This window comes from Vibrio hannami (assembly GCF_029589055.1).
Taxonomy (GTDB): Bacteria; Pseudomonadota; Gammaproteobacteria; order Enterobacterales; family Vibrionaceae; genus Vibrio; species Vibrio hannami.
Genome location: NZ_JARQZP010000003.1, coordinates 1,166,515 through 1,192,359 on the forward strand (window position 1 = coordinate 1,166,515; position 25,845 = coordinate 1,192,359).

The following is a 25,845-nucleotide window of genomic DNA, read 5'->3' on the forward strand; positions in this document are numbered from 1 at the left end:
CAATCAATCGGGGTACATATCCCGGATGGAGATAAATTCATCCCAGCGCTCTACCATAAGCTCAACAAGCTTCGGCTCAAAGTGCTTTCCACTCAACGCCTTTATTTCTTTCATGATATCTTCATCTGACCATGGCTCTTTATAGCTTCGTTTAGAGCCCAAAGCATCGAAAACATCTGCAAGCGCCGTGATTCGCCCAGAAATAGGGATATCTTCTCCACTAAGTTGATTCGGATACCCTGTACCATCCCATTTCTCATGGTGATATCCCGCTATCTCACGTGCAACGACAATCAACCTTCGCTTCGATTTGCTAAGAATCTCGACTCCATAATCAACGTGCTTCTTCATGGTTTCCCACTCTTCTGCATCCAGTTTACCTGGTTTATGAAGAATGCTATCTGGAATAGCCACTTTACCAATATCATGCAGCGGTGATGCATGCTTGATCATTAATGTGTCCTGTTCGTCCAAACCATAAAGCTTAGCCAGTTTTTCCGAAATCATCGATACACGTTGTACATGAGCGCCGGTTTCCTTACTCCTTGCCTCCACTGCATTCGCCAGGTTGTATACTAACTCTTTAGACGTATCTTGCAGGTCAACTAACAGGTTGAGGTTCTCAAAAGTAAGGGCAATGTTATGCATGTAGATCTTGAGCAGTTGTCTATCCAGATCAGATAGCTGCTCTTTAAGGTTTACATACAGAATACTAATCACCCTTCGCTCATCTTCAGAGAAAAGCACATAAGCGTCTTCGTACTGGATAGAGTCATGTGCATGGAGTACTTCAGTGCAACGTGTAGCAACCATATCGGGTAATAAATCAAATGAGCATACCGGGTAGAAGTTCACATAGTCGCCTGTTGCCGCCAATGTTAACGCACGAGTATCCTCACTGTCGGGACATGGCTGAACCACACAGTAGAAGGCCGACGCTTCAAGATTTAGCAAAGAAGTCAGTTGATTAAGCACTGAAGAAGCGTAGGTTTTTAGGGTATTGGTGTTTTGAACATTGGCCGAGGCTTCAATAACCTTACTTAGCCCCTCCTTTTGTTCTTCTATGATACAAAGGTCACGATACGAACGAAGCATAGAGTAAAGCAGCGTTCTTAATTTCTGAGTGGTTAGCTCGGTTTTCTCTTTATAATCATCAATTTCGTACTCCTGAATAACCATATCTTCAGGGGCCTGCCCTGCCTGTCCGGTTCTTAACACCAGACGTGTCATATGGTTCTGTAGCTCCGTACGAATATACTTAACTAAATCGAGGCCCGCGTGTTCAGTTTCCATCACTACATCGATAAGTGCTACCGCGATGTCATCTGAATTATCTAAAATTTCTTTTGCTTCAATACCTGTATATGCAGAGATAAGTTCAAGTTTTCGATCCTGAAATATAAAGCCATTTAACGCCAACTTGGTAATCTGATGCATCTGCACGTCATCATCAACCAGCAAAACTCGCCATGGTTTTAACTGAACTCTCGGTTGATTTTCTTCGTTATTGTTATTTTGTTCACGATGGTCGGCAAACAACTCCATTTTCACCTCACAACTACAGTTTTGTGTTAGTAAGTATTACCGTTTGATACTAATAGTAACGCCCTATTTTGGGAAAAATTCAAGAAAATTCTTGTACTTCAAACAAGCTTCACTAAGAAGTGAGACATATGTTAGCAATCAATAATAAATTAGCCCCAGATAAAAGATAAATTAAATTAATTGCTTAAACGCCTCCATGACTTCTGTGCTTTTCATAACACGACCATGACCTTTTCCATGAGCCGTTATTAACGTGACATAATCGCTTTCAGTTGCTGCTTTTTCTGATACTGAATATTTAGTAAATCTATCTTTCTCGTCATGAACAATATAAGTCTGGGAAGTTCTGTTCATGAGGTGCTGGTATGGGTCGATGATGTGTATCGGATAATGATATTGCTGCGCAACGTCATCAACAACTTCCTGAAATAATTTCATCGAGTACCCCGAACGCGCCACGCTGCCAAATAGGTTATCCAGATAATCAAGTACAGGAGCCACCAGGAGTATTGGGCAGTCAGCGATTTTTGCATGACGACATTCAAGTGTTGCCGCTGTCCCCATACTATGTGCTACAACTCCGGCTATATCATCCAGGCTATCCAGTACGGTTTCCAGACAGCGGACAAAAGCGGGTATATGACCGAAAGCACCTTCACTTTCCCCATGTCCAGGCTGATCATAAGCTACTGCGGTATAACCATTAGAGGAAATAAACTCCATCAATGGGTAAAACTGACTGGCCGAGCCAGACCAACCATGATTCAGTACCCAAACAGGCCCGGCCCCCAATGAGTACATCTTAATTGCTCCTTCGCTGGTCTCCAGATCGTATTTTGAAAGCCCAATTGGCTCGTCGTTGGCTTTTGGCGTTCTGACTGGAGTCAAAAACAGTTTTTTTGCTGTTTTTTAGCATGCCTGGGCGCCACGGTATGATGTAATCGGGTAGAGATATTAATTAGTTGTTTTTTAATACTATTTTTTCCCGATTTATTAAAATATATCTTCTCGCTCATCGATATGTGCCAACTTTATTTAGTTTATAAATCTTATCCCTGTACATAATGCCAAATTATTACATATATGCAACATTAGAGTATTTACTCTGAGTGGCTCATTATTTCCTTGAACTAACGCTTCTGATGTCGCTCTGAATACTGTATCTTGAGGTCACTGAGTATATTTGTATTATTTATTAGGGGAAACAATGGCACACCTGCTGGAACAACTTGCATTTTCGCTTTCTATAACCGGGCCGATCTGTCTCATGCTCGTTTTAGGTGTTGTATTTAAGCGCGTTGGTCTAATCAATGAAAATTTTATCGATGTCGCCTCTAAGCTCGTTTTTCAGGTCACCCTACCCGCGCTTTTGTTCTTAAGTATCGTTAATTCAGAGCACGACTTTGCCAGTGCTGCCAACTTTACCCTATTTGGTATTATTGCCAACATTCTGTTTTTCATTCTCACATCATTGACGGTGGGTAAGTTCCTAAAGAACAAACAGGATAAGGGCGTTGTTGTTCAGGGTGCATATAGAGCCAATACCGCAATCATTGGCCTGGCTTACGTTGCTAACGCATATGGTCACGATGCGGTAGCCGTAGCGGCTATCTATGTCGCACCTATGACTATTCTTTACAACATCCTCGCGGTTATCGCTCTTACTCCAAAAGGAGATAGCTCTGTTACAGAAGTAACCAAGGTGATGATAAAGAGCATAACCCGCAATCCGCTAATATTAGCGATACTTGCTGGCATTTCGTTTTATGCACTTTCGATTCCTGTGCCAGCTATCGTCCTGGATGCAGGTCAGTACTTTGCAAACATGACATTACCACTGGCACTGCTTTGCACAGGGGGATCGTTGAACCTGAAATCTTTGAAAAGCGAAGGAGGCGCTACATGGCTTTCTACAGGCTATAAGCTGCTGTTCGCTCCATTAGTTATCGTTACAGCGGCACTTCTTTTAGGTTATCGAGGCCTGGAGTTGGGCATTATATTCTTTATGAGTGCAGCACCTACAGCAGCAGCGAGCTATATCATGGCAAGGGCTATGGGTGGAAGTCCTACACTGGCAGCAAATATCATCGCATTAACCACGGTTCTATCGTTGGCATCGACAACATTCGGTATATTCCTGCTCTCGAGCTTTTCACTTATGTAAATTAAAGGGTATAGGCATAACCCCTTGCCTTTTACCCTTTTAGCTCTCGCAAATATCGATAAATAGTATGTGTAGAGATATCCAGACTATTCGCTGCAATCTGGATGCTATCCTTTATTTTAAACACGCCAAGAGCATGCAGTCGGGTAACAATCTCGCGGCTCTTCTTTGATGGCGGTATCGTATTATCTTCCTGAACCTGTGCTCCAACAGCTTCTATGGAGCTGTTCATCATCTCCTCGTTACTGCGTGCAAATGTTTCTTGAGACCCAGCTTGTTCAGAGCCTTGTTCTGCACCGGGAAGCAATGCACTCACAACTGACTTGAAAGATGCGTCTAAATTTGAATTGATACAAAGCAGCCCTATTGGCTGTTTATTTGGGTTTCGAATGATAGTCGTTGTGGAGCGAAGGTTTTTTCCATCAGGGCTAGTACTAAAATATGGCTCCGAAATATCTTTTCCGACATAGAGCTTCATTAATGCGACGTTTGTTATCGGAGCACCTACTTCTCTACCCGTGATATGCCCGTTAACAATCTTAAGAATTGATGGGTTATTGACGTCTAAGCTGTGAAGCACTACTTCCGTATGTTCACCATACATAGCAGCGATACCATCAACAACATTTTCAATGGCATGAAGAATATCATAGTCACTTTGCGTTAATTCAAACACGCAATTCATCCTCGTTACATAAAAAACTAAGCCGCTCAGCATAACACTGAGCGGCTCAACAACAGGTTTTGTTACAACTGATTAAGCAGACATGATATCAATAATTGTACTGTCTGTAACGCCCATACCAGTGGTAACTAATTTACCTACATTGCGGATTGTTTTTTCTACATCGTGAGCAACGATACCCTGATCATGCGCTTCATTATTACTCATCGCCATCAGGAATCCGTTCACTGCTGAGCTAGTCGAAGTTTTTACCTTCATTGCACAGGTAGATTTTGCACCGTCACAAACCATACCAGAACAGTCACTTAGTACGTTTTGAATCGCAAAGCAAGCTTGCTCAAATGTACCACCAGCCAGGTATACCATTGCCATTGCTGCCGCACCACTGGTTACGGTGTTACCACAGAAAGCAGATAATGGTGGGTAGTAAGATTTAATGTAGATTGCACCCAGGTGGCTCATGATTAGTGCACGAGCAAGCAACTCTTCAGAGGCTTTAAAGTGTTCTGCTGTAACAACTACAGGCATTGTCGCTGCAATACCCTGGTTACCGCTACCAAAGTTACTCATCGCAGGAAGTGTCGCACCACCCATACGAGCATCAGAAGCAGAAGAGGTACGCATGATGATCTTATTAACCAGATCTTCACCCATAAAGCCATTTGCTATGCTTTGCTCGATAGTACGTCCAACCTCTAAGCCATAGCTATTTTCTAGGCCTTCTTTAGACAACGTATCGTTCAGTACAGAAGCTTCTAGAATAAACTCAATCTCTTCAAATGAAGCCTGAGTTGCGTAGTCATAGATTTGAGCAATACTAATATCAACACCGTCACAGATAGAGCCTGTTGACTGAGCTGCACTTACTTCTTGTTCAAATACTGTTTCACCATTAAGTGTCTTCTTAACTACCTGAGTATGGCCACCACAAACTTCAACGGTCGCCTTATCACTTCCTGCTTCCACTTCAACGTAGCAGTAGATGAACTCTTCTACGTCCTTACGTGATGCAACAACGTTACCAGCATCGATAAGTGCTTGTGCTTTTTCAACATCTTCTGATGTAATCTTAGCTAATACTTCAAGGCCAGCCTGAGCGTTACCGCCAATCGCACCAACCGCGGCCGCGATTGGAAGACCAATTTTGCCAGTACCCGGTACAAACACGCCCATTGAGTTTTTGTATAGGTTGTCAGATACGTGAACCGCTATCTTCTCTGGTGTTTTACCTAATAGTTCCGCAGCTGTTGCTGAAGCAAACGCTGCAGAAATTGGTTCAGTACAACCAAGAGCTGGCTTTACTACCGCATTGATAATGTCTTTATATTGCTTCCATTGTGCTTTCATGATCATGTTACTCCGTAACTACTTGCGACAAGCGATAGCTTCGATTTCAATCTTCACGCCAAGTGGAAGGTCTTTTACAGCAAAACAGCTGCGAGCAGGGCAATCTTTTTCGAAGAACTCTTTGTATACTTCATTAAAAGCAGCAAAGTCACTGATATCAGAAAGGTAGCAAGTCGTTTTCAATACAGTGTCCATATCACCACCGGCTGCTTGCAATACATATTGCAAATTAAGAAGCGATTGACGAGATTGCTCACTGATACCACCTTCAACAACACCGCCTTTTTCGCGGCATACTGGTAGCTGTCCTGAAGTAAAAATGAAGTCACCGTAAGCGTTGCCGTGTGAGTATGGGCCGATAGCTTCAGGCGCTTTTTCAGAAGTGATAATTGTTTTCATAATACGTTCCTAACAATACTGCAAAAAATTCAAAATTATTTTAGTTCTGCAAACTCAATTATTGCAACTTTATTTGCACTTTCATTTGTAAAATCAAACATTGCAAAAATAAAATTCATCATTACAAATCTTTTGATATCAACACTATAGCCGCCATTATTCTATGTTTCTCGAATATTAACTGGTTATATTTTGCGCTAATCGTGCTAGATAAGATTGCAATTTTTTGTTGTCGAAATATCCTTTCCCACGAATTTATTGCAACTATATTTGAATTTTCTATGCAATTTTGGCAATCATTCTCTCTGGAAATATAATTTATGAAGAAGCAACTTTTTCAAGCCGGGATTAAAGCTATCCTACCCCTCTGCGTCGGTGCTTTTCCTTTTTCGTTCATTGTAGGGGCGATCAGTATCACCGCAGGCATGAACGTATTACAAAGTACGTTGTGGTCCTTTTTTGTCTTCGCGGGCTCTTCTCAAATGGTCGCACTTGGCCTGATACAGTCCTCCGCAAGCATCATCGTGATCATGTTTACTACGTTTATAATTAACCTTCGTCACCTTCTCTATAGCGCGTCACTATCTGAATATGTGAAAGAGTACCCATTTCATATCAGAGCCCTAATGGCATATGGCCTAACCGATGAGGTATACGCTACGTCAATTGGTGAAATGAAACAGGAAAAAGAGGGACGTATCTGGTTTTACATGGGAGTAATGGGCGGTTTCTGGTTTAACTGGGTACTGGCGAACTTCCTTGGTGCGGTGATTGGTTCATCCTTCCCTCACATCGCTGATTACGGCCTGGATTTCGCTATGGTTGCAGCATTTATCGCAATCGTAATTCCTCAGGTAAAAAGTCGCGAATGTATCGTCGCAGCACTTGTTGCTACCTTTACTGGTATCCTGCTTGCTGAACTTCCGTATTCTATTGGCCTTGTCGTTGCCGCTGTAGTTGGTGTATTTGCTGGCTATCGTATGGACTTAGCATCCGAGGCAGATGAAGCGAAACGCGCAGAAGAACAATCCAACACTCACCTAGTAGACGGCCAATACGGAGCAGCATAATTATGAATACGACTAGTTTCCTTTTGATTACTCTGGCAATGGTATTTGCAACCTTTATCGTTCGTTTTTCAGTAATCGGTATGGCAGGCAAATTTGAAATGTCTGATCGTTTCAAGAAAACCCTGCGCTTTGTTCCTGTAACCGTATTACCAGCGATCATAGCCGTTGAAGTTTTAGGTGCAGGGCCACAAATGGAGTTTGACCTACACAACCCTAAAGTTCTGGCTGCTATTGTATGTACTTTAGTAAGCCTTAAGTTTGATCTTATCTGGGTGGTGATTAGTGGTGTAGGTTCACTGATACTATTCCAGAATGTTTTAGGTATATAAGCCTGTTCAGGAGTGCGCGGTAGTCCGTGAACTCTGCGCTGGCATCAATACTAAATCCAAAAAAAAAACCGATACCAGTCATCTGGTATCGGTTTTTTAGTACGAAGCTAACTTAAGTACGAAGCTAAAAGTCGTTTAGCCAACAAACTTATAGAATACCGTTGAAAGTGGTGGCAACTTCAGCTCAATAGACTGTTCAAGGCCTTCACTTTCGACATCCTGCGTTGAACGTGTTTTGTACACATTAAACTCACTACCGTTGTACTTCTCATCGTCAGTATTTAGCAGTAGCTTATACTCACCTTTTACAGGGACTCCCAAACGGAATTTCTCGTGTGGTACCGGCGTAAAGTTAGTGACAACAAGAATACGCTCACCATCTTCACTGATACGATCATGGGCAAGAATGCTTGCTTCTGCTGCATCCGAAAGGCGCCATTCAAATCCGGCAGGCTCGCAATCCTGATCGAACAGTGCTGGCTCATCACGGTACAGGAAGTTCAAATCACGAACCAGACTCTGCACACCCTGGTGGCGTTTGTATTCAAGTAGGTTCCATTCAAGCTGCTCATTATGGTTCCACTCGCTTGTCTGACCAAACTCAGTACCCATAAAGTTCAGCTTCTTACCAGGCTGACCATACATGTAACCAAGGAATGCTCTTAGGTTCGCAGTTTGCTGCCACTCATCACCCGGCATCTTGTCGTGAATAGAACGCTTACCATAAACCACCTCATCATGTGACAGAGAAAGCACGTAGTTTTCACTGTGCGCATAGATTAGCGGGAAAGTGATAGTGTTGTGATGATAGCTGCGGTGTACAGGATCTTCCTGAATATAAGAAAGACTGTCGTGCATCCAGCCCATGTTCCACTTAAAGCCAAAGCCCAGACCACCCATAAAGGTTGGCGCAGAAACACCTGGGAAAGCCGTTGATTCTTCTGCAATCGTCATTGCGTTCGGGAAGTGACGGTATACTTCTTCGTTCATCCACTTGAACATGGCGATAGCTTCGTAGTTTTCACGGCCACCGTCGACGTTTGGAATCCACTGATCATGACTACGTGAGTAATCCAGATAAAGCATAGATGCCACTGCATCCACGCGGATACCGTCAATGTGGAACTGTTCAAACCAGTAAAGCGCGTTCGAAACCAGGAATCGACGAACTTCTTCTTTGTGAACGTTGTAGATAAACGAATTCCAGTCCTGATGCCAGCCACGACGAGGATCCGGATCATGGAACAGTGGCGTACCGTCGAAGTTTGCCAGACCGTGGCTATCTGCCGGGAAGTGTGCCGGAACCCAGTCCAGTACAACACCAATACCCACTTCGTGACACGCGTCGACGAAGAATTTGAAATCATCTGGTGAACCAAAACGACTGGTCGGTGCAAACAGGCCTACTGGCTGATAACCCCAAGAACCGTAGAATGGATATTCAGATACTGGCATTAGCTCAACGTGAGTGTAGCCCATATCCTTAAGGTATGGCACCAACTCTTCCGCCATCTGACGGTAGCTCATAAAGCTGCCATCTTCATTTCGCTTCCAGGAACCCGCGTGAAGCTCATAGAAAGAAAGGGCTTCTTTGGTCTTTGTTGTCACCGGGCGGTTACGCCACGCATCATCATTCCAATTGTAACGATCGTGATCATAGGTAACAGAAGCAAATGATGGATATTGTTCTGCATGGAAGCCCCATGGGTCGGCTTTATGCGGAAGCCCTTCACCATGTGGTCCTTTCAGCTCATATTTATATGAGGTGCCTTCTGGCATATCTGGCATAAAAATACCCCAGATACCGTAATCAAGACGCTGCATTGGCGTGCGTCGGCCATCCCAGTGGTTAAACTCACCAATTAAGCTTACTGCTGAAGCGTGCGGTGCGTACACAAGGAAACGGATACCTGAAACTTGCTCTCCATCGCGCTCCAGAGTAACAAACTGTGCCCCCATATGGTGGAACATGTTCACTGGCGTATGCAGGTCTTCATAAGATGCATACAATCCGTGGTACTGGTATGGGTCATCTACTATCTGTTCTGTACCAGCCCAGTCAACGGCTAGTTTGTAATGAGTAAACCTCAGGTCCCGGTCATCACGAAGAACAAATACACCATCAAATTCTCGTTCAAGCTCTACACGAGGCTCACCACCTACAACTAATTCAACCTTGTCAGCCCCCGGCATCCACACTCTCAGAGCAACCTTATCTTCATCATTATAAGGGCCTAAGAAGGAAAATGGTTCCGGAAAAGCAGCCTGCGCTAACTGGTTAAAAGCCTTCGTCTCTTTAGAGATTTTAGAATTATTCAACTGCCGTCTCCCTTAACTATCTTACTTAAAAATATAAATTGGCATTTATTGGGGGTCTTATACTTTGAGTATATCTATTTATGCCTTACGCAAAAAAGCCCGCTAGCGCGGGCGTTTAGCGTACGGTTAATATACCGAACTATACACATACATTGAGTGACGCAAACGATAATTTACGCCACTAATGGATATTTCATTGCGATAAAACAACTATTTGCTCGCTTGTGCACGCACATCTGTAAGTCGCTTAGCAATTCGGTTCACCTCTTCTCTAGAGAAGATTTCATCCAGTGTTAGCGAAAGCTTACGTCTCCAGTTTGGATATTCATCCACTGTGCCCGGAATATTTACTGGTTTATCCATTTCCAGCCAGTCTTCCAACTGTACACTCAATAGAGCTGATGAACCAGCACCAACGTGAAGTTGTAATGCTTCGCTCAGGTAAGAGTCCATTGGAACTAATGCCGCATCACGTCCAACACCTTCTGGAAGGAATCCGTGCCATGCAACGCTGTCAAGGATGCCTTGCTTGCACTCCAGACGATCGTCAAACAACGTCGCAAGCTGCTCTTCGTCCGGATACAAACCTAGCTCTTTACCCATTTTCAGGTCATCACAGTGCCAGAAACCACGTAAGGTTGGCATATCGTGAGTACAAAGTGCAGACATAGACTGCGCTTTGTAGTGCGTTGGTGAGTAGAAGCCACCATCTTCTGCCACTTCGAAGAAGAATACCTTATAAGAGTGAACACCTGCATCTGCAAGAATGTCTACAATCTCATCGGGAACTGTACCCAGATCTTCACCGATAACGCTGCACTGGTGACGATGAGATTCAAGGGCAAGAATTGCCAGCATATCTTCTACCGGGTAGTAGATATAAGCACCTTCAGTCGCACCTTTACCTTCAGGAATCCACCATAGGCGTAATAGTCCAAGTACGTGGTCGATACGAAGGGCACCACAGTGCTTCATATTTGCACGTAATAGCTTAATGTACGCATCATAACCCGTCGCTTGAAGTACCTGTGGATTTAGCGGAGGCAGACCCCAGTTCTGACCTAGTGGGCCAAGAATATCCGGTGGCGCACCAATGCTGGCATCCATTACCAGGTTGCCTTCATCAGCCCAGGTTTCAGAACCAGAGTTTGCAACACCAACCGCAAGGTCACGGTATAGGCCTACCGACATACCCTTTTCTTCTGCCAGAGCTTGAGCTTCTTTGATCTGACCGTCTGCCAGCCATTGAAGATACAGGTACAGCTGAACAGTGGCCTGCTCTTCTTTAATAAATTTCTGTACCGCTGGGCTATCGAAACGACGGTATTTTTCAGGGAATACAGGCCAACCCCACACAGATGAATCTTCTGCGTGTAGCTTAGAATGGATTGCATCAAACGTCGCCTGGTGTAACAAGCTTTCGCCACCTTCCTCTACAAAGTCTAGGAAGCCACGTGCACGCTCAGTTTCTTTCTCCAGGTGTCTGGTTTTAAATTCGCTGAAAAGAAGTGGCAGCACGCTCATTTTCAGAGCGGAAACTTCGGTATAGTTCACCCAGTGCTCTTCACGTACTTTTTTCAGGCGTTGCTGGAACTCTGCACTGCCAACCTTTTGTTGTGCTTCTACACTTAGCGCAAACTCTGGTACAGAGCTAACGTCAATGTACAGAATGTTCAACCAACGACGTGAAGACGGGCTGTATGGACTTGCACCTTCAGGGTTTGCCGGGAACAGCGAATGAATAGGGTTAAGCCCAACAAAGTCACCACCACGTGATGCAATTTCACCAACTAGCTGCTTAAGATCGCCAAAATCACCGATGCCCCAGTTATGCGGGGTTTTTAGTGTGTATAGCTGAACGCTTGGGCCCCAAAGCTTCTTTTCCTGCTCAAGGCTGTCTTGTTTGTAACAAGACTTTGGCGTCACAATAATGGTCATCTCATAAGGTGCTTTGCGGCGCTTACGAATTACAAAAAGCTTGTGGTAACCCCACGGCAGGTTAGGCAGTTGAAATACCAGAGCGCCACCCTCTGCTCGATCATCGCGAACGATTTGCGACTGAAGATAACCTTCCAGTATCTCACCCTGTTCTGTTTCCAGGCGCCAGCTAAACTCGCTCTCGCGCGCACTTACACCCAGGTTTAACTCAACTTCTAAAGGTTGATCACTATCTTTAACTACCAAAACCGAGCCGAGAACATCTTTTTTATGTTTTTTCTCTGCTGATTGAAGCAGCTTCTCATCACTTGATGTGTCGTAACCCAGAGAGCCTAGCAGGCTTAGTATTGTCTCGTCGGAAACGAATGCATCGTCTCCCCATGCACTGACATAGCTATCAGATATTCTAGCCATTTCAGCGACTTGTTTTAAAACTGATTGTTCTTTCATCGCTCTCTCCGAAGGCTGAAGCAGGCCTTCAATATATAATAAGTAGGGTATACCAAATCCAGTAAGCATCTCGGGTTCAAAAATGATTATTGGATTGGGTATTAAGCCGGGGCGAACCCCGGCTTGAGCTGGATTAACGACTAACCGCTTCCAGTTTCCAGATGTTGTTCACGTAGTCGCGAATCGAACGGTCTGAAGTGAACTTGCCAACTAGTGCAGTGTTAAGAATTGCTTTCTTAGCCCAGCCAGCCTGATCCTGGTATTGCTTGCCCATCTCTTCGTGTGCTTTCACGTAAGACGCAAAGTCAGCAAGACATAGGTATGGGTCACCGCCATCTAGCAGGCTATCGAATGTAGCGCGCAGTAGACCTGGTTGACCAGGAGTGAACTCCTCACCCGTTAGAAGGTCCATAGACGCTTTCAATAGGCTATCAGAATTATAGTAGTCGTAAGGGTTATATCCTGCTGCTTTCGCCGCTTTCACACCTTCAACATCAAGACCGAAGATGTAGATATTCTCATCGCCTACTTCTTCACGGATCTCAACGTTCGCACCATCCATCGTACCGATAGTTAGAGCTCCGTTTAGAGCCATCTTCATGTTACCTGTACCAGATGCTTCTTTACCCGCTAGCGAGATTTGCTGAGAAACGTCAGCTGCTGGGATCAGCATTTCAGCCATGCTTACACGGTAGTCAGGGATGAATACCACTTTCAGTTTGTTGCCAATGCGTGGGTCGTTGTTGATCTTGTCAGCGATCTTGTTAATAGCGAAGATGATCTCTTTCGCTAGGTGGTAACCTGGCGCCGCTTTAGAACCAAAGAAACATACGCGTGGAGTACATTCAAAGCCAGGTTCGTTAAGGATACGGTGGTATAGAGACAAGATGTGTAGCAGATCTAAGTGCTGACGCTTGTACTCGTGCAGACGCTTGATCATCACATCAAAGATAGCGTTAGTATCTAGCTCGATACCCATGTTCTCTTTAACCCAGTCAGCAAGACGTTGTTTGTTTTGCTTCTTAACAGCCATGAACTCTTTCTGGAACTTCGCATCTGTAGCGTACTTAGCGATACCTGAAAGTTGCTCTAGTTTTAGTGGCCACTCAGAACCGATCTTATCAGTGATTAGGTTAGATAGACCTGGGTTACAGAACTTCAACCAACGACGAGGTGTAATACCGTTCGTTACGTTATGCAGACGAGTTGGGTACATTTCGTGGAACTCTGGGAACAGGTCTTTCTTAACTAGCTCAGAGTGAAGTGCCGCTACACCGTTTACTGCGTATGAACCAACCACACATAGGTTAGCCATGCGAACCATACGGTGGAAACCTTCTTCGATGATAGAAAGCTTAGCTTGCTTCTCACCATCGCCAGGCCACATCTTACGAACTTCTTGCAGGAAGCGGTGGTTAATTTCAAAGATGATTTCCATGTGACGTGGAAGCAGACGCTGAATAAGCGACTCAGGCCATGTCTCTAGTGCTTCAGGAAGTAGTGTGTGGTTCGTATAAGCGAACGTTTTTGAACTGATAGCCCAAGCATCATCCCAAGTCAGACCTTTCTCGTCGATAAGGATGCGCATTAGCTCAGGGATAGCAATCGTTGGGTGAGTATCGTTAAGCTGGATAGTCTCTTGTTTTGGCAGGTCAGCCAGAGTAAAACCAGCTTCCTGATGACGACGTAAGATATCACGTACCGAAGCTGCAGAGTGGAAGTACTGCTGCATTAGACGCAGTGTCTTACCTTTTTCGTGGTTGTCGTTCGGGTATAGAACTTTAGTGATGTTACCTGCATCGATTAGCGCGTGCTGAGCTTCGAAATAATCACCGTTGTTAAAACTTTCCAGAGAGAATGGAGCGATTGCCTGACATTCCCAAAGACGTAGCGGGTATACAGTGTCTGACTCGTAACCCACGATTGGAAGATCCTAAGGCATTGCTTTAACAGTCATACCTGGAACCCATTGACGCACGTCTTTACCGTTTTTCTTAACCACTTCAACGTGACCGTAGAAACCGATTTCCTGAGCAAGTTCAGGACGCGCCACTTCCCATGGGTAACCTTCAACACCACGCCATGCGTCTGGTGCTTCTTTCTGTCGACCTTCTTCGAACGACTGCTTGAACAGACCGTACTCATAATGCAGGCCGTAACCTACAGTTGGGAACTCCTGTGCAGCACACGAATCCATAAAACATGCAGCCAGACGGCCTAGACCACCGTTACCAAGCGATGGATCACGCTCTTCTTCAAGCAGGTCAGTAAGGCTATGACCCATTTCTTTCATTGCAGCATCAATTTGATCGTACAGACCCATGCTGATTAGGTTGTTACCTGTTAGACGACCGATCAAAAATTCAAGAGACAGGTAGTTAACGCTTTTTGCATTCTGAATCTTTTTGTCATTCTCAGTTTTTAGTAGATCAGATGTCGTTAAGCCTGCAAGAGCACGGCCCATTGCCAGGTACCAATCGCGTGGTGTCGCGAGTTCTTCTGTTTTTGCATATGTTGTGTTTAGGTGGTTTTTAACATCAGCCTGAAACTGCGCTTTGTCAAAAGTCTTCTGTTGGGTAGGTTTCATAGTGAAATCTCATAACTTGATACAATTTAACTGTGGCTTATCCTGCCGCCGTATCGGAAGCAGAACATCCTCCTAGTATGGCCTTGCTGAAGGAGGAGTACTGAGGGCGTAGATACTCCTCTCCCACTTACCAATTGATGAATCTCACAAAAATCTGGGCATTAAGCCCACATACAGGTGATACACATCACAAAAATACTTCCAATGTAATCTGACTTTCACAAGGGTGAGAAAAATGGCAACTTCGTCCTCACTATTGAAAAGTGTTGTACCGATCACACTAATGTAATTGCTCATCCTCACTCCCCCGAACAAACTTCGACATCTCAGCTCAGAATTCAGATGAAGTGATGACGGTATTAAGCAATTTGTTTGTTACAACATTACTAATATGTACAGTTACCCGTTCGATAATCACTAAAATAGTGCACAAAAGTTGACATCCATCACATTGAAGGGGCGTAGAAGGTAAGAAGTGTGTTAAAGATCATGCAATCAGTACGTTGTCGGTAGTCAGCATGACTCCTGCTAGGTACTATTTGCCGGAATATTTAATAATTAGAAAAGTAGTATGTGGATTCCATCTAAGCTTACGAAACCTGGACGATTACATAACGCGATCCTCAGACCGCGTGTTTTGGACCTTCTTCAACAAGCACCATTTTATAAGCTTGTTCTTTTTCGCTCTCCTGCTGGTTACGGGAAAACCACCATGGCCGCCCAATGGTTAGCAGATAAGCCAGCGGTTGGCTGGTATAGCCTAGACGACGGTGATAACGACACTTTCCGTTTTATTAATTACTTTATCCAGGCGATTAACAAAGCGACCAACGAAAGCTGCCCAAACGCCCAAACACTGGCCGAGAGACGTCAGTACTCTTCGCTTCACTCCCTTTTCGGGGAACTATTTTCCGAGCTTGCCAGTTACACTTCTGAGTTTTACGTCGTATTGGATGACTATCACCTGATCACCGAAGACGAAATTCACGAAACGATGCGTTATTTCCTTAAACACGCACCGGAAAATATGACACTGGTTGTCACCAGTCGCTCAAATCCACCTCTGGGGACTGCGAACCTGCGCGTCCGGGACTTGATGATCGAGATTGGTAATGAATTACTAGCTTTTGATACAGAAGAAACAACACGATTTTTTAATCAAAGGGTATCTGAAGGCATCGATGACAAAACGGCAAGTAACCTAAGAAAATACGTTGAAGGCTGGCCTTCTGCACTTCAGTTAATCGCTCTTCAGGCGCAACACCAGAGAAAAACGCTTGCCCAGACAGCAGAGTCTGTTTCTCAGTTTAGCAACGCGCATTTATGGGATTATCTGGTTGAAGAAGTGTTCGATATTCTCGATCCAGAAACACGCCACTTTCTAATGCAGTGCTCGGTACTGGACACGTTTAACGATAAACTGGTCAGCGCTTTAACGGATAGAGACGATGCACTCAGCATGCTTGAATCGTTAAACCGTTATGGCCTGTTCATTTACCCTCTGGAAGGTGAACAGAACTGGTATCGCTTCCATCACCTGTTTGCCGAATTCCTAGAACATGAACGTAGTGCCCGCATTCCACATGAAGAGCTCGCACTTCATCAGGCTGCGGCACAAGCCTGGTTAAAGCTAAAGATACCTCATCAGGCACTACGTCACGCGCAAAAAGCTAAAGACGGTGAACTGATCGGTAAGATTGTGTCGGAATATGGCTGGAGCATGTTCAACCACGGCGAACTTAGGGTCATGGAACAGGCGATAAACCAACTGAGCAAAGATCAGCTCTATTCAGATATGAACATCCCACTGATCAGAGCCTGGCTTGCCCAAAGTCAGCACAGGTATCGTGAAGTGGACGCTCTGCTGAAGGAGTCAGAAGAAGAAGTAACAAAACGAGAGATATCACTTTCGACCAGTTACCAGGGCCAAACCAATGCGCTTAGAGCTCAGGTAGCGATCAACGCAAATGACCCTGAACAGGCACTGGAACTCGCCGAGCTTGCATTAACTCAGCTTGATCCGACTATCTATCGTAGCAGAATTGTTGCCACTTCCATCGTAGGTGAAGTAAACCATGTAATGGGGCAACTGGATCGCGCACTTCCATTGATGCAGCAAACCGAAAAGTTATCGCGTCAGTATCAGTTATTCCACCAGGCATTATGGGCACTAATTCAACAAGCTGAAATATTGCTTGCACAGGGCTTTGTTCAGGCAGCCTATGAAGTCCAGGATACTGCGTTCAAATTGATTGAAGAACAAAAGCTTCAACAACTACCCCTTCATGAGTTCTTACTGCAGAATCGAGCGCAAATATTGTGGTGTTGGAACAGGTTAGATGAAGCAGAAGAGTGTGCTTATAAAGGTATTGATGTCCTTGGCGATCTCGACCCTAGTAAGCGACTCCTCTGTTATGCGATGCTTGCTCGCATCGCTATTAGCCGTGGAGAAATTGACAATGCTGGTCGATTTATCGAGCAAATCCAGCATTTGTTGCAACAATCGACCTATCATGTCGACTGGGCGGCTAACTCTTCGCTCTCTTTGCTGCTCTACTGGAACGCGAAAGGCGATACAACATCGATTAAGCATTGGCTTGAAACCGCGCTACATCCAGAAGAAGCAAGCAACCATTTTCTTCAGCTTCAGTGGAGAAACATCGTAAGAGCCCAAATCTATACTGGTGATCTTGCCTCTGCAGAAAAAACCATGAGCTTCCTTCAAAGTGAAGCAAGCAAATTCAATCTGGTCACGGATACCAACCGCAACCTTATTGTGCAAGCTATTCTGGCAGTGAAAAGTGATGATGAAGTGCTGGCTTCAGAACATTTGAAGAAAGCACTCTCGATGACCAACCAAACAGGAATGATAGGTAACTTCCTGATTGACGGCTCATCGATAGAGCACCTGTTGCAGAAGTTAATGAACAAAGCAACGCTAGGCGATCTTGAAAAGCACCGAGCTCAGCAATTAATGAAAGACATATCAAGCAAACAGCGCAGTCGCTCTGTTCACTTCGATGAAGAGTTCATTGATAAATTGTTGAATCATCCAGACATTCCTGAACTGGTAAGAACTAGCCCACTGACTCAAAGGGAGTGGCAGGTGCTAGGCTTAATCTATTCAGGCTTTAGCAATGAGCAGATTGCTCAGGAGCTGGACGTTGCAGGTACTACCATCAAAACTCATATCAGGAACCTCTATCAGAAGCTCAACATCGCAAATCGTAAAGAGGCGATAGAGACAGCTGAAAGGCTACTGAGTTTGATGGGGTATTAACCCAAAGAGGAAATATCAGCGGCAGTAAAAGGAGTTTACATGCTGATTCAGGAGTGGGAACCAGGTCGGTTATGGTATGTAGATATGCCCTATAAAAAATTAGGGCTTATGCATACCCATCGCATGGTCATAATTAAATATGACGGCGACTACCTGCTTATCCACTCTCCTGTTGAACTCAATACCGCTCTGCAAACAGAACTGTCTGCGTTAGGAGTTATTAAAGGGGTGATTGTCCCCTCCCCTACATACCACCAGCACCTCTCAGAGTGGTGGCTCTCTTATACTGATGCTCAGTTTTTTGCCACGCCCACCGTCATACAAAAACGCTCCGATCTAAATTTTGACGGAGCGTTGTCATCAAAAACACCTGACTTATGGAAATCAGAGTTATATCAAACGGCTGTGTTAGGAATGGACAACCCCCGAAAGCTAGTCATGTGTGACCCTAAAAGCCGAACACTGATTCTGAGCGATAATCTTCTCGCCGTTCAACCTGAATTACCACTAGGTCAGAAACTCTTAACCTGGGCTTATGGGGTCAATAAAGAACTCAAGCTGCCTTTTTCCGATAAACGGCATATTGATAACATGCCACTGCTCAGAGCATCTGTGCAGGAAATTATGACCTGGCCGTTTGAAAGGCTAATTTCGAATAATGGGCTCAAGATCGAAAAAAATGCAAAAGAATCCTTTTATCAGGCGTTTTGGTGGGCGTTTTAACATTTAACTGACATCGTTCCGTATAGATGTCCTATGCTTTTTCTGGCTACAGATAAAAAAAGAGCCAACTGCAATAAGTTGCAATTGGCTTATAGATAGTGTGAACAATAATATTCACTAACAACGTCAGTTGGCTAGGTGACCCTCGGCTTTAAGAAGGGTCACCATAGTTAGAGCATTATACGTGCCAACTTTTTCTTCTCCATATTTCCTCACCTCAGCCCAAGTATTTCGCAGAGGAATACAATACATTTGCATTTTGCAATTGCATTTTGCAACAAGTAGCAAAATACTATGAACCTGGTTGCAAATTGATAGGTTTAATTATAAATAAGCTTATCTATATAGCACTAGCAACTAACGCAATGCCTTTTTGAGCAGAATTCATCTTTTTTGACGTTAATATGTTAAAACTGCGCGTACATCTGACAGAAGCACAGGTATAATCCCTCGCACCAACTCACGCATTACTTGTATTAAAATGAATTACATATCGACTTTTTTCAAAGGCATGGCTATGGGGGCCGCTGACGTTGTTCCTGGCGTATCTGGTGGAACAATAGCATTCATCACTGGCATTTATGATACTTTGCTAGAGAGTATCCGACGCGTAAATCCAAAGTTATTAGGAATCCTGAAAGATCAGGGCCTTAAAGCAGCATTTACTCATATTAACGGTTTCTTTCTGATCAGTCTGTTTTCCGGCATTATCGTCAGCATCCTTACTCTGGCTAAACTCATCTCTTGGCTGCTGGTTACACACCCTATCCCTACCTGGTCCTTCTTCTTTGGTCTGATATTGGTTTCTGTCTACCACATACTCAAACAGGTTGATAAAAAAGACCTGATCCGGGGCGTATTTATGCTGATAGGTATCGGTTTTGCCTATGCGATAACCGTTCTAAAGCCTCTAGAGATGGATCCTACAAATATTAATATTGTCATTGCTGGTGCGATAGCTATCTGTGCAATGATATTGCCTGGCATATCTGGCAGTTTTATTCTTTTGCTGATCGGTATGTATGCTCCGATTCTGGGAGCGGCTAAATCCATGCAAATTGATATTTTGCTGCTATTTGTAGTGGGATGTGTTGTCGGCCTACTCAGCTTCTCTCACCTTTTATCCTGGCTACTGAAGTCGTTCAGAGACACTACTTTAATGTTTCTAACTGGCTTAATGATCGGTACGCTACCAAAAATCTGGCCCTGGAAAGAAACGCTAACATGGCGCACCAACTCGCATGGTGAGCAGGTCCCTTTACTTCAACACAATCTGCTGCCATCCGATTTTGAAACCATTACATCACAGCCTTCTCAGCTGGTTATCGCAATCGTCATGATGTCATGCGCAATTGCACTGGTGCTTATACTCGAAAAATTTGGCGATCAGGATTAATCGACTAGAGCAGCATCACATAAAAACTTGAATAATATGTTAATATTGCAACTTGTTGGTAACACCATTAGTTGTAAGTAATGAAAATTATTCCACCCGTATTATTTTGCCTGGCTCTCGTGGCCGGGTATTTCGCCCCAGATGTCATCCATTCTCTGAGTCAACCTTCTGAGCAGGTCGACTTGTCTAAGTACTGCGTGCTTTCTACAGAACCTTGTGTACAAAACGACGTGTCAATGTTACTCGAACACGATATCACCAGGCCTTTAGTCCCTACGACACTTTCCGTTCATTGGCCTTCATCTGAAGCTGAATCTCTATTGATCGAACTTCAAGGGGTCGAAATGGATATGGGTATCGCCAAATACCAGCTAAAACGACAAGAGAACGGTTATTATCAGGCACAACTACTCTTGCCTGTTTGTACGTTCGACAAGATGACCTGGGTAGGTACAATTTCAGATGGCAATAGTAAGGTATTCCCAGCAATTAGGATGGAACGATGAGTAAGAACTGGTCTCTCGCCATAGTTATGGCATTTGTTTTAGGCTACGGGCTAAAAGTTTTTCTGGATGGTCAGGAAAAAATTGAGGCTGAAAAAGTCCAGGCTGCGGTGGATGCCATGCTTGTCGACCCTGTTTTATATAGTGGAGATAATACCCCCGTACATATCTTTGACAACAAAGATAAAAGAACACGAATTGTCTATTTTGGCTATACACGCTGCCCAGATGTTTGCCCTACTTCTCTTGCCATGCTGTCTGGCGCTCTACGAGAGTTTAGTGATGAGCAATTGAGTCACTTCCGTCCATTATTTATCTCTATTGATCCAGAAAGGGACGACTCAGCATCCGCTACTCAATACGCTCAATATTTCCACCCCACAATAGAAGGGCTCTCAGCTCCACTTGAACTGACTAAACCACTTGCCGATAAGTATGGCGTGATCTTCAGAAAAACCGAACTAAAAGATTCTGCTATCGGATATGTTGTCGACCATAGCTCTTATTTCTATTTTCTTGAACCTGATGGTACGTTGATTACCAGCGTTCCACATACATTGGAACCAACCCCGCTAGTTATTGAAATGAATAAAATTTTAGATAAACAATAAGCAACTTTAGCCCAAAAAGGAATTTGATGTGAAAAAGACACTATTTCTGCTCCTATCGCTCTTTACCAGCAGTTCAGCTCTCGCTAGTGATATAGACATTCATCACCCTTACGCAAGAGCGATGCCGCCAGGCGCACCAGCAAGTGCTGTGTTTGTAACGCTAATGAACAAAACAGATACGGACAGGGCCATTGTATCCGCTTCTACGCCTGCAGCAGGTATCGTCGAACTTCACGACCACATTATGGATGGTGACGTCATGAAGATGCGCCAGGTTCCTGAAATCAAAATACCAGCTAAGGGTAAGACCGTACTTAAGCCTGGTAGCCTTCATATTATGATGTTTGAGCTCAGACAAACTTTCACTGAAGGAGAAGAAATAGAAGTAACTGTAAACTTCAAAAATGGTGAGAGTCAGACTTTTATCGCTCCTATTAAAAAAGTGATGAAAGGGATGAAAATGAAGCATTAATTTTTGATAATGGCTCCGCAAGGTGCCTTTATTTTGTTTACCTTTGGATATATCATTGCCAAGAACAAACCAATTTTAGGAGATGTATTGATGATTGTTACAACTACCCACCAGGTAATGAACAAGGCATAAGAGCAAATACAGGTTATCATTTCTAACAATTAACCTCTCTTCCCTTCCTATTACCCGGTGCTTATAACCGGGGCAAAAAGTTAGCCCCATTGTAATTATTATGATCTACACAGGCACTGTTGTGTCCGGGGTATATAGAAATGAATTCAAACTTAAGTCTGCCACAACTAGGCTGGCAACCTTATTTTCAACAACAACTTACTTTAGAAGACTACGAAAATAGAACTGTAGCCAGAGTATATGCGCATCACCGTTCCGGATATGAGCTGATCTCAGAACAGGGGACGTCTAGCTTACCAATCCGAAAATCCTTACCGGAAATGACCGTTGGTGACTGGGTTCTACTTGATGAAGAGAATCAGTTTATTCGTTTATTAGAACGTAGCTCGTTATTTAGCCGCAAAGCAGCCGGTAGCAAACTTGCTGAGCAATATATCTCTGCCAATATAGACACGGTGTTTATTGTCAGCTCGTTGAATCAGGATTTTAATCCTAGCCGAGTCGAGCGTTACTTATCGGTGGCCAATGAAGCAAAGGTAGAACCGGTTATCATTTTAACTAAAGCTGATCTTTGCAATGACGCTGAAGAAAAGAAAGCATCTTTGTTGGCAATAGATCCTTTGTTAGTCGTAGAAGTCGTTAACGCACTGAATGAAGAAAGTGTAGAGGTTTTAAATAGCTGGTGTAAACCAGGTAAAACTGTCGCCTTTATTGGTTCATCCGGTGTCGGTAAGTCGACACTCATCAACACGCTAACTGGGGAACTAGAACAGAAAACTCAGGGGATTCGTGAGGACGACAGCAAAGGGCGTCACACGACAACGTCAAGATCTATTCACTTTCTAAAAAATGGTGCCGTCTTGATAGACACCCCAGGAATGCGCGAACTACAGCTCACTGGTTGCGAAGATGGAATCCACGAAACATTTAGCGATATCGAGCAGTTTGCTTCGAATTGTCGTTTCTCGGATTGCCAGCATCAATCGGAACCAGGGTGTGCCGTACAAAAAGCACTTCAAGATGGAGACATCGACCAAAGACGACTAAACAACTACATGAAACTATTGCGTGAGCAGGAAAGAAACAGCGCATCACTCGCAGAGCTTCATGACAAAAACCGAAAACTGGGTAAGTTGTACCGTACCATCCAAACCGAACATCGATTCCGAAAAAAGGGCTATTAATGCAAGATTAAACTGGGAGCTTTTGCTCCCAGTTTAAACATTTCATTATCATAAATTCACACAATAACAACCTTTCATTCTATAAACCGGCTAAATTCTAACTTTTTACGTTATTTACTGAGTTAATAGTAGACACTTTTGCTTCTAACATTAAAATATCCCTTCTGGCAGAAAATAGTATCGCCAGAACATAATTAAAAATATTATTAGGAAAATCCATGCAAAACGAAAACACACTCATCGCAAAATTTGCCGGTGGAAATCTGGTATTCCAGATTCTTGTCGGTATTGTCCTTGGTGCCTTTCTGGCAACAATCGCTCCTGAAACCGCAAAAGATGTCGGTCTTCTAGGTAGCCTGTTCGTAGGCGCGCTGAAAGCTGTAGCACCCATTTTGGTATTCATTCTGGTTGCAGCTTCTATCGCAAATCAAAAGAAAGGTCAGCATACTCATATGCGTCCAATCGTTACGCTATATCTGATTGGTACGTTAGCTGCAGCTTTCACTGCTGTTGTACTTAGCTTCATGTTCCCAACTACGCTTACACTTGTAGCTGGCGCAGAAGGTACAACACCTCCTCAAGGCATCGGCGAAGTACTTCACACACTGCTTTTCAAACTGGTTGATAACCCAATCAATGCGCTAAAAGAAGCGAACTACATCGGTATTCTTGTATGGGCAGTTGGTCTTGGTATCGCTCTTCATCACGCATCTGATACAACTAAAGCTGTATTCCAGGATCTAAGCCACGGTGTTTCTCAAATCGTTCGCTTTATCATTCGCCTGGCTCCATTCGGTATCTTTGGTCTGGTTTCAGCAACAATTGCAACAACTGGCTTTGGAGCACTAGCTGGTTACGCTCAGCTTCTGGCAGTACTGCTAAGTGCTATGCTGATTATCGCTCTGGTTGTGAATCCAATCATTGTGTATGTAAAAACTAAACAAAACCCATACCCTCTTGTATTTAAATGTCTGCGTGAAAGTGGTGTAACGGCATTCTTCACTCGTTCTAGTGCTGCAAACATTCCGGTAAATATGACGCTTTGTGAAAAACTAAAACTGGATGAAGACACTTACTCTGTATCTATCCCACTAGGCGCAACAATTAACATGGCTGGTGCTGCAATCACTATCACAGTACTGACTCTTGCTGCTGTTCACACTATGGGTATCGAAGTTGATATGGCAACAGCACTGCTACTTAGTGTTGTAGCGGCTGTGTCTGCTTGTGGTGCATCGGGTGTTGCTGGTGGTTCTCTTCTACTTATCCCACTAGCATGTAGCCTGTTTGGTATCTCAAACGATGTTGCGATGCAGGTTGTTGGTGTTGGCTTTATTATCGGTGTGATTCAGGATTCAGCTGAAACAGCACTGAACAGCTCAACTGACGTAGTGTTCACTGCTGCAGTTTGCCAGGCAGAACAGCAAAACAAAGCTTAATAAGTTTTAGCTAGCAAATACAAAAAAGCTTCAGGCACATCACCTGAAGCTTTTTTCGTTTAGACTGGTAGTAAGTGATATCAATGACCGTTTTTATCCATCGGTGACATTGAAAAATCAAAGCTTATATCGTCATCTTGTTTCTCTGCTTCCTGCTCAGCCTCTGGTTGACTATGCTGTTGCTCTTCCGCCTTTGTTTTATCTGTCATCATAAACTCGTTACCATCCCTTTCAGGGAAGTAGTTTGCCCTTTTATAGAGTTTATTCAGTGCATTAATAAGTGAGTGCTTTTCTATGGCCCCATCAGTCAGCTTTTTCACAAGTGGCTTAGCCATGCTCTGTAAACCCACTACGCCATCAACGCCAAGTATGTTACCCAGGTCATCTCGTTTAGATTTAGCAGCTTCATAACCAAAGTGAGCAGACAAATAGAGCCAGAGGTAAGCAATCGCATTTCCCTTTGAGCCACGACCTATCCAGATATCACCAGCGTAATACTGCCCTTCCGAGTTGCCCTCTCTCCGGCCACTTCAAACCAATACGTAGCCCGCTTAATACTGCGATCGACTCCAATACCGTCCCGATAGTTAATGCCGAGTTTAATTTGTCCTTCGGTGTAATTTTGCTGTGCCGCTCTAAAGTACCATTCCGATGCCTGTCTTGGGCTCGGATTCATATTCGATTCTGCGACGTACCAATCGCCCATATAGACCTGAGCTTCGGCATGCCCCTCTTCGGCTATCTCTTCGATAACTTGAATCCCTCTTTCAACATTGGTCTCGATCCCTATCCCACCAATCAGTGCCTTACCCATTTCCAGTTTGGCTTTTTGTGAACCATTGTGCGCTTCAATGGCAATTTCCCAGAATCTGGCTTTTAACTTAAGAACGGGATCTTCTTTCGCTCGGGCGCATACTCTAACCACACCATACATTGCAAGCTCATTATCCTGCATCGCGGCTCTCTCATACCAATGCAGTGCCTCTCTAGGGTTTGATCGCTCCGCTTCCTTAGCGAGGAATAGTTGAGTAGGAACATGGCCTGTTTCTGCTTTGAAGACCCTTTCCTGGCGCTCTTGTTCTCTCTGTTTTTCTATTTCACGCTTAAAAGCGCGCTCTCTTTCCAGCCTTAAATTAGCCACTCTTTTTTTACGCGCAGAAATCGCCGCAACCCAGCCAACCACGACCAGAAAAGTCACGCCTGTAGCGCCAATAATAAGAGTCATTGTATTCATAGTTTCGTCAGCTTGTACCACAACACTTCAAAGTTAAA

At 44.1% G+C, this 25,845-nt stretch carries 19 protein-coding genes and 2 pseudogenes; 11 read left to right on the forward strand and 10 right to left on the reverse strand.

Annotated features, from left to right (window positions below):
• Positions 1 to 3 precede the first annotated feature (3 nt).
• Positions 4 to 1,545 carry a DUF3369 domain-containing protein gene (locus P7F88_RS06970; protein ID WP_277823135.1) on the reverse strand — a complete coding sequence of 514 codons (1,542 nt, stop codon included), beginning with the start codon at positions 1,543 to 1,545 and terminating at the stop codon, positions 4 to 6.
• A gap of 171 nt (positions 1,546 to 1,716) precedes the next feature.
• Positions 1,717 to 2,561: pseudogene (locus P7F88_RS06975) on the reverse strand (alpha/beta hydrolase).
• 191 nt (positions 2,562 to 2,752) lie between these two features.
• On the opposite strand from P7F88_RS06975, the gene P7F88_RS06980 reads away from it, so the two are divergent.
• On the forward strand, positions 2,753 to 3,709 hold the full coding sequence (locus P7F88_RS06980; protein ID WP_277823137.1) for an AEC family transporter: 957 nt from the start codon (positions 2,753 to 2,755) through the stop codon (positions 3,707 to 3,709).
• Positions 3,710 to 3,740: 31 nt separating this feature from the next.
• On the opposite strand, the gene P7F88_RS06985 is transcribed toward P7F88_RS06980, so the two are convergent.
• The 3 genes from P7F88_RS06985 to P7F88_RS06995 all read right to left on the reverse strand — a co-directional run bounded on the left by P7F88_RS06985 (position 3,741) and on the right by P7F88_RS06995 (position 6,140).
• The gene (locus P7F88_RS06985) at positions 3,741 to 4,385 is read right to left on the reverse strand and encodes a helix-turn-helix transcriptional regulator (protein WP_277823139.1); all 645 of its coding nucleotides are present in this window, start codon (positions 4,383 to 4,385) and stop codon (positions 3,741 to 3,743) included.
• A gap of 81 nt (positions 4,386 to 4,466) precedes the next feature.
• Positions 4,467 to 5,741, reverse strand: coding sequence for an L-cysteine desulfidase family protein (locus tag P7F88_RS06990; RefSeq protein ID WP_277823141.1), 1,275 nt, complete (start codon positions 5,739 to 5,741; stop codon positions 4,467 to 4,469).
• Positions 5,742 to 5,759: 18 nt separating this feature from the next.
• Entirely contained in the window at positions 5,760 to 6,140 is a 381-nt protein-coding gene (locus P7F88_RS06995) for a RidA family protein (protein ID WP_277823143.1), read from the reverse strand.
• 320 nt (positions 6,141 to 6,460) lie between these two features.
• Between P7F88_RS06995 and P7F88_RS07000 the strand changes: the two genes are divergently transcribed.
• Complete coding sequence (locus tag P7F88_RS07000; RefSeq protein WP_277823145.1) at positions 6,461 to 7,210, forward strand: AzlC family ABC transporter permease; 750 nt, start codon at positions 6,461 to 6,463, stop codon at positions 7,208 to 7,210.
• Positions 7,211 to 7,212: 2 nt separating this feature from the next.
• Positions 7,213 to 7,539: an AzlD domain-containing protein gene (locus P7F88_RS07005; RefSeq protein ID WP_277823147.1), complete on the forward strand. Its 327-nt coding sequence runs from the start codon at positions 7,213 to 7,215 to the stop codon at positions 7,537 to 7,539.
• A 135-nt stretch (positions 7,540 to 7,674) separates the two neighbouring features.
• Here the strand turns inward: P7F88_RS07005 and glgB are convergent, their stop codons facing one another.
• The 3 genes and pseudogenes from glgB to P7F88_RS07020 form a co-directional block, all read right to left on the reverse strand.
• A complete protein-coding gene (gene glgB, locus P7F88_RS07010; RefSeq protein WP_277823149.1) occupies positions 7,675 to 9,858 on the reverse strand; it encodes a 1,4-alpha-glucan branching protein GlgB in 2,184 nt (727 codons plus the stop codon).
• Positions 9,859 to 10,068: 210 nt separating this feature from the next.
• On the reverse strand, positions 10,069 to 12,246 hold the full coding sequence (gene malQ / locus P7F88_RS07015) for a 4-alpha-glucanotransferase (protein ID WP_277823151.1): 2,178 nt from the start codon (positions 12,244 to 12,246) through the stop codon (positions 10,069 to 10,071).
• Positions 12,247 to 12,379: 133 nt separating this feature from the next.
• Positions 12,380 to 14,833, reverse strand: a pseudogene (locus tag P7F88_RS07020) (glycogen/starch/alpha-glucan phosphorylase).
• 571 nt (positions 14,834 to 15,404) lie between these two features.
• Between P7F88_RS07020 and malT the strand changes: the two are divergent.
• From malT to sstT, 8 genes are all read left to right on the forward strand, one after another.
• The gene (gene malT, locus P7F88_RS07025; RefSeq protein ID WP_277823153.1) at positions 15,405 to 18,113 is read left to right on the forward strand and encodes an HTH-type transcriptional regulator MalT; all 2,709 of its coding nucleotides are present in this window, start codon (positions 15,405 to 15,407) and stop codon (positions 18,111 to 18,113) included.
• Positions 18,114 to 18,152: 39 nt separating this feature from the next.
• Positions 18,153 to 18,836, forward strand: coding sequence for a hypothetical protein (locus tag P7F88_RS07030; RefSeq protein WP_277823155.1), 684 nt, complete (start codon positions 18,153 to 18,155; stop codon positions 18,834 to 18,836).
• A 481-nt stretch (positions 18,837 to 19,317) separates the two neighbouring features.
• Entirely contained in the window at positions 19,318 to 20,232 is a 915-nt protein-coding gene (locus tag P7F88_RS07035; protein WP_277823157.1) for a polyprenyl-phosphate transporter, read from the forward strand.
• A gap of 80 nt (positions 20,233 to 20,312) precedes the next feature.
• The gene (locus tag P7F88_RS07040; RefSeq protein ID WP_277823159.1) at positions 20,313 to 20,738 is read left to right on the forward strand and encodes a hypothetical protein; all 426 of its coding nucleotides are present in this window, start codon (positions 20,313 to 20,315) and stop codon (positions 20,736 to 20,738) included.
• The gene (locus P7F88_RS07045; protein ID WP_277823161.1) at positions 20,735 to 21,346 is read left to right on the forward strand and encodes an SCO family protein; all 612 of its coding nucleotides are present in this window, start codon (positions 20,735 to 20,737) and stop codon (positions 21,344 to 21,346) included. Before P7F88_RS07040 ends, P7F88_RS07045 begins: the two co-directional genes overlap by 4 nt.
• Before the next feature lie 28 nt (positions 21,347 to 21,374).
• Complete coding sequence (locus P7F88_RS07050) at positions 21,375 to 21,818, forward strand: copper chaperone PCu(A)C (protein WP_277823163.1); 444 nt, start codon at positions 21,375 to 21,377, stop codon at positions 21,816 to 21,818.
• A gap of 272 nt (positions 21,819 to 22,090) precedes the next feature.
• Positions 22,091 to 23,134, forward strand: a complete 1,044-nt coding sequence (rsgA, locus tag P7F88_RS07055; protein ID WP_277823165.1) for a ribosome small subunit-dependent GTPase A — start codon at positions 22,091 to 22,093, stop codon at positions 23,132 to 23,134.
• Positions 23,135 to 23,352: 218 nt separating this feature from the next.
• Positions 23,353 to 24,573, forward strand: coding sequence for a serine/threonine transporter SstT (gene sstT / locus P7F88_RS07060; RefSeq protein ID WP_277823167.1), 1,221 nt, complete (start codon positions 23,353 to 23,355; stop codon positions 24,571 to 24,573).
• Between the two features lie 80 nt (positions 24,574 to 24,653).
• On the opposite strand, the gene P7F88_RS07065 is transcribed toward sstT, so the two are convergent.
• Positions 24,654 to 25,001 (reverse strand): hypothetical protein, encoded by a 348-nt coding sequence (locus P7F88_RS07065; protein ID WP_277823169.1) that lies wholly within the window; start codon positions 24,999 to 25,001, stop codon positions 24,654 to 24,656.
• 44 nt (positions 25,002 to 25,045) lie between these two features.
• Positions 25,046 to 25,807: a tetratricopeptide repeat protein gene (locus P7F88_RS07070; protein ID WP_277823171.1), complete on the reverse strand. Its 762-nt coding sequence runs from the start codon at positions 25,805 to 25,807 to the stop codon at positions 25,046 to 25,048.
• Positions 25,808 to 25,845 lie beyond the last annotated feature (38 nt).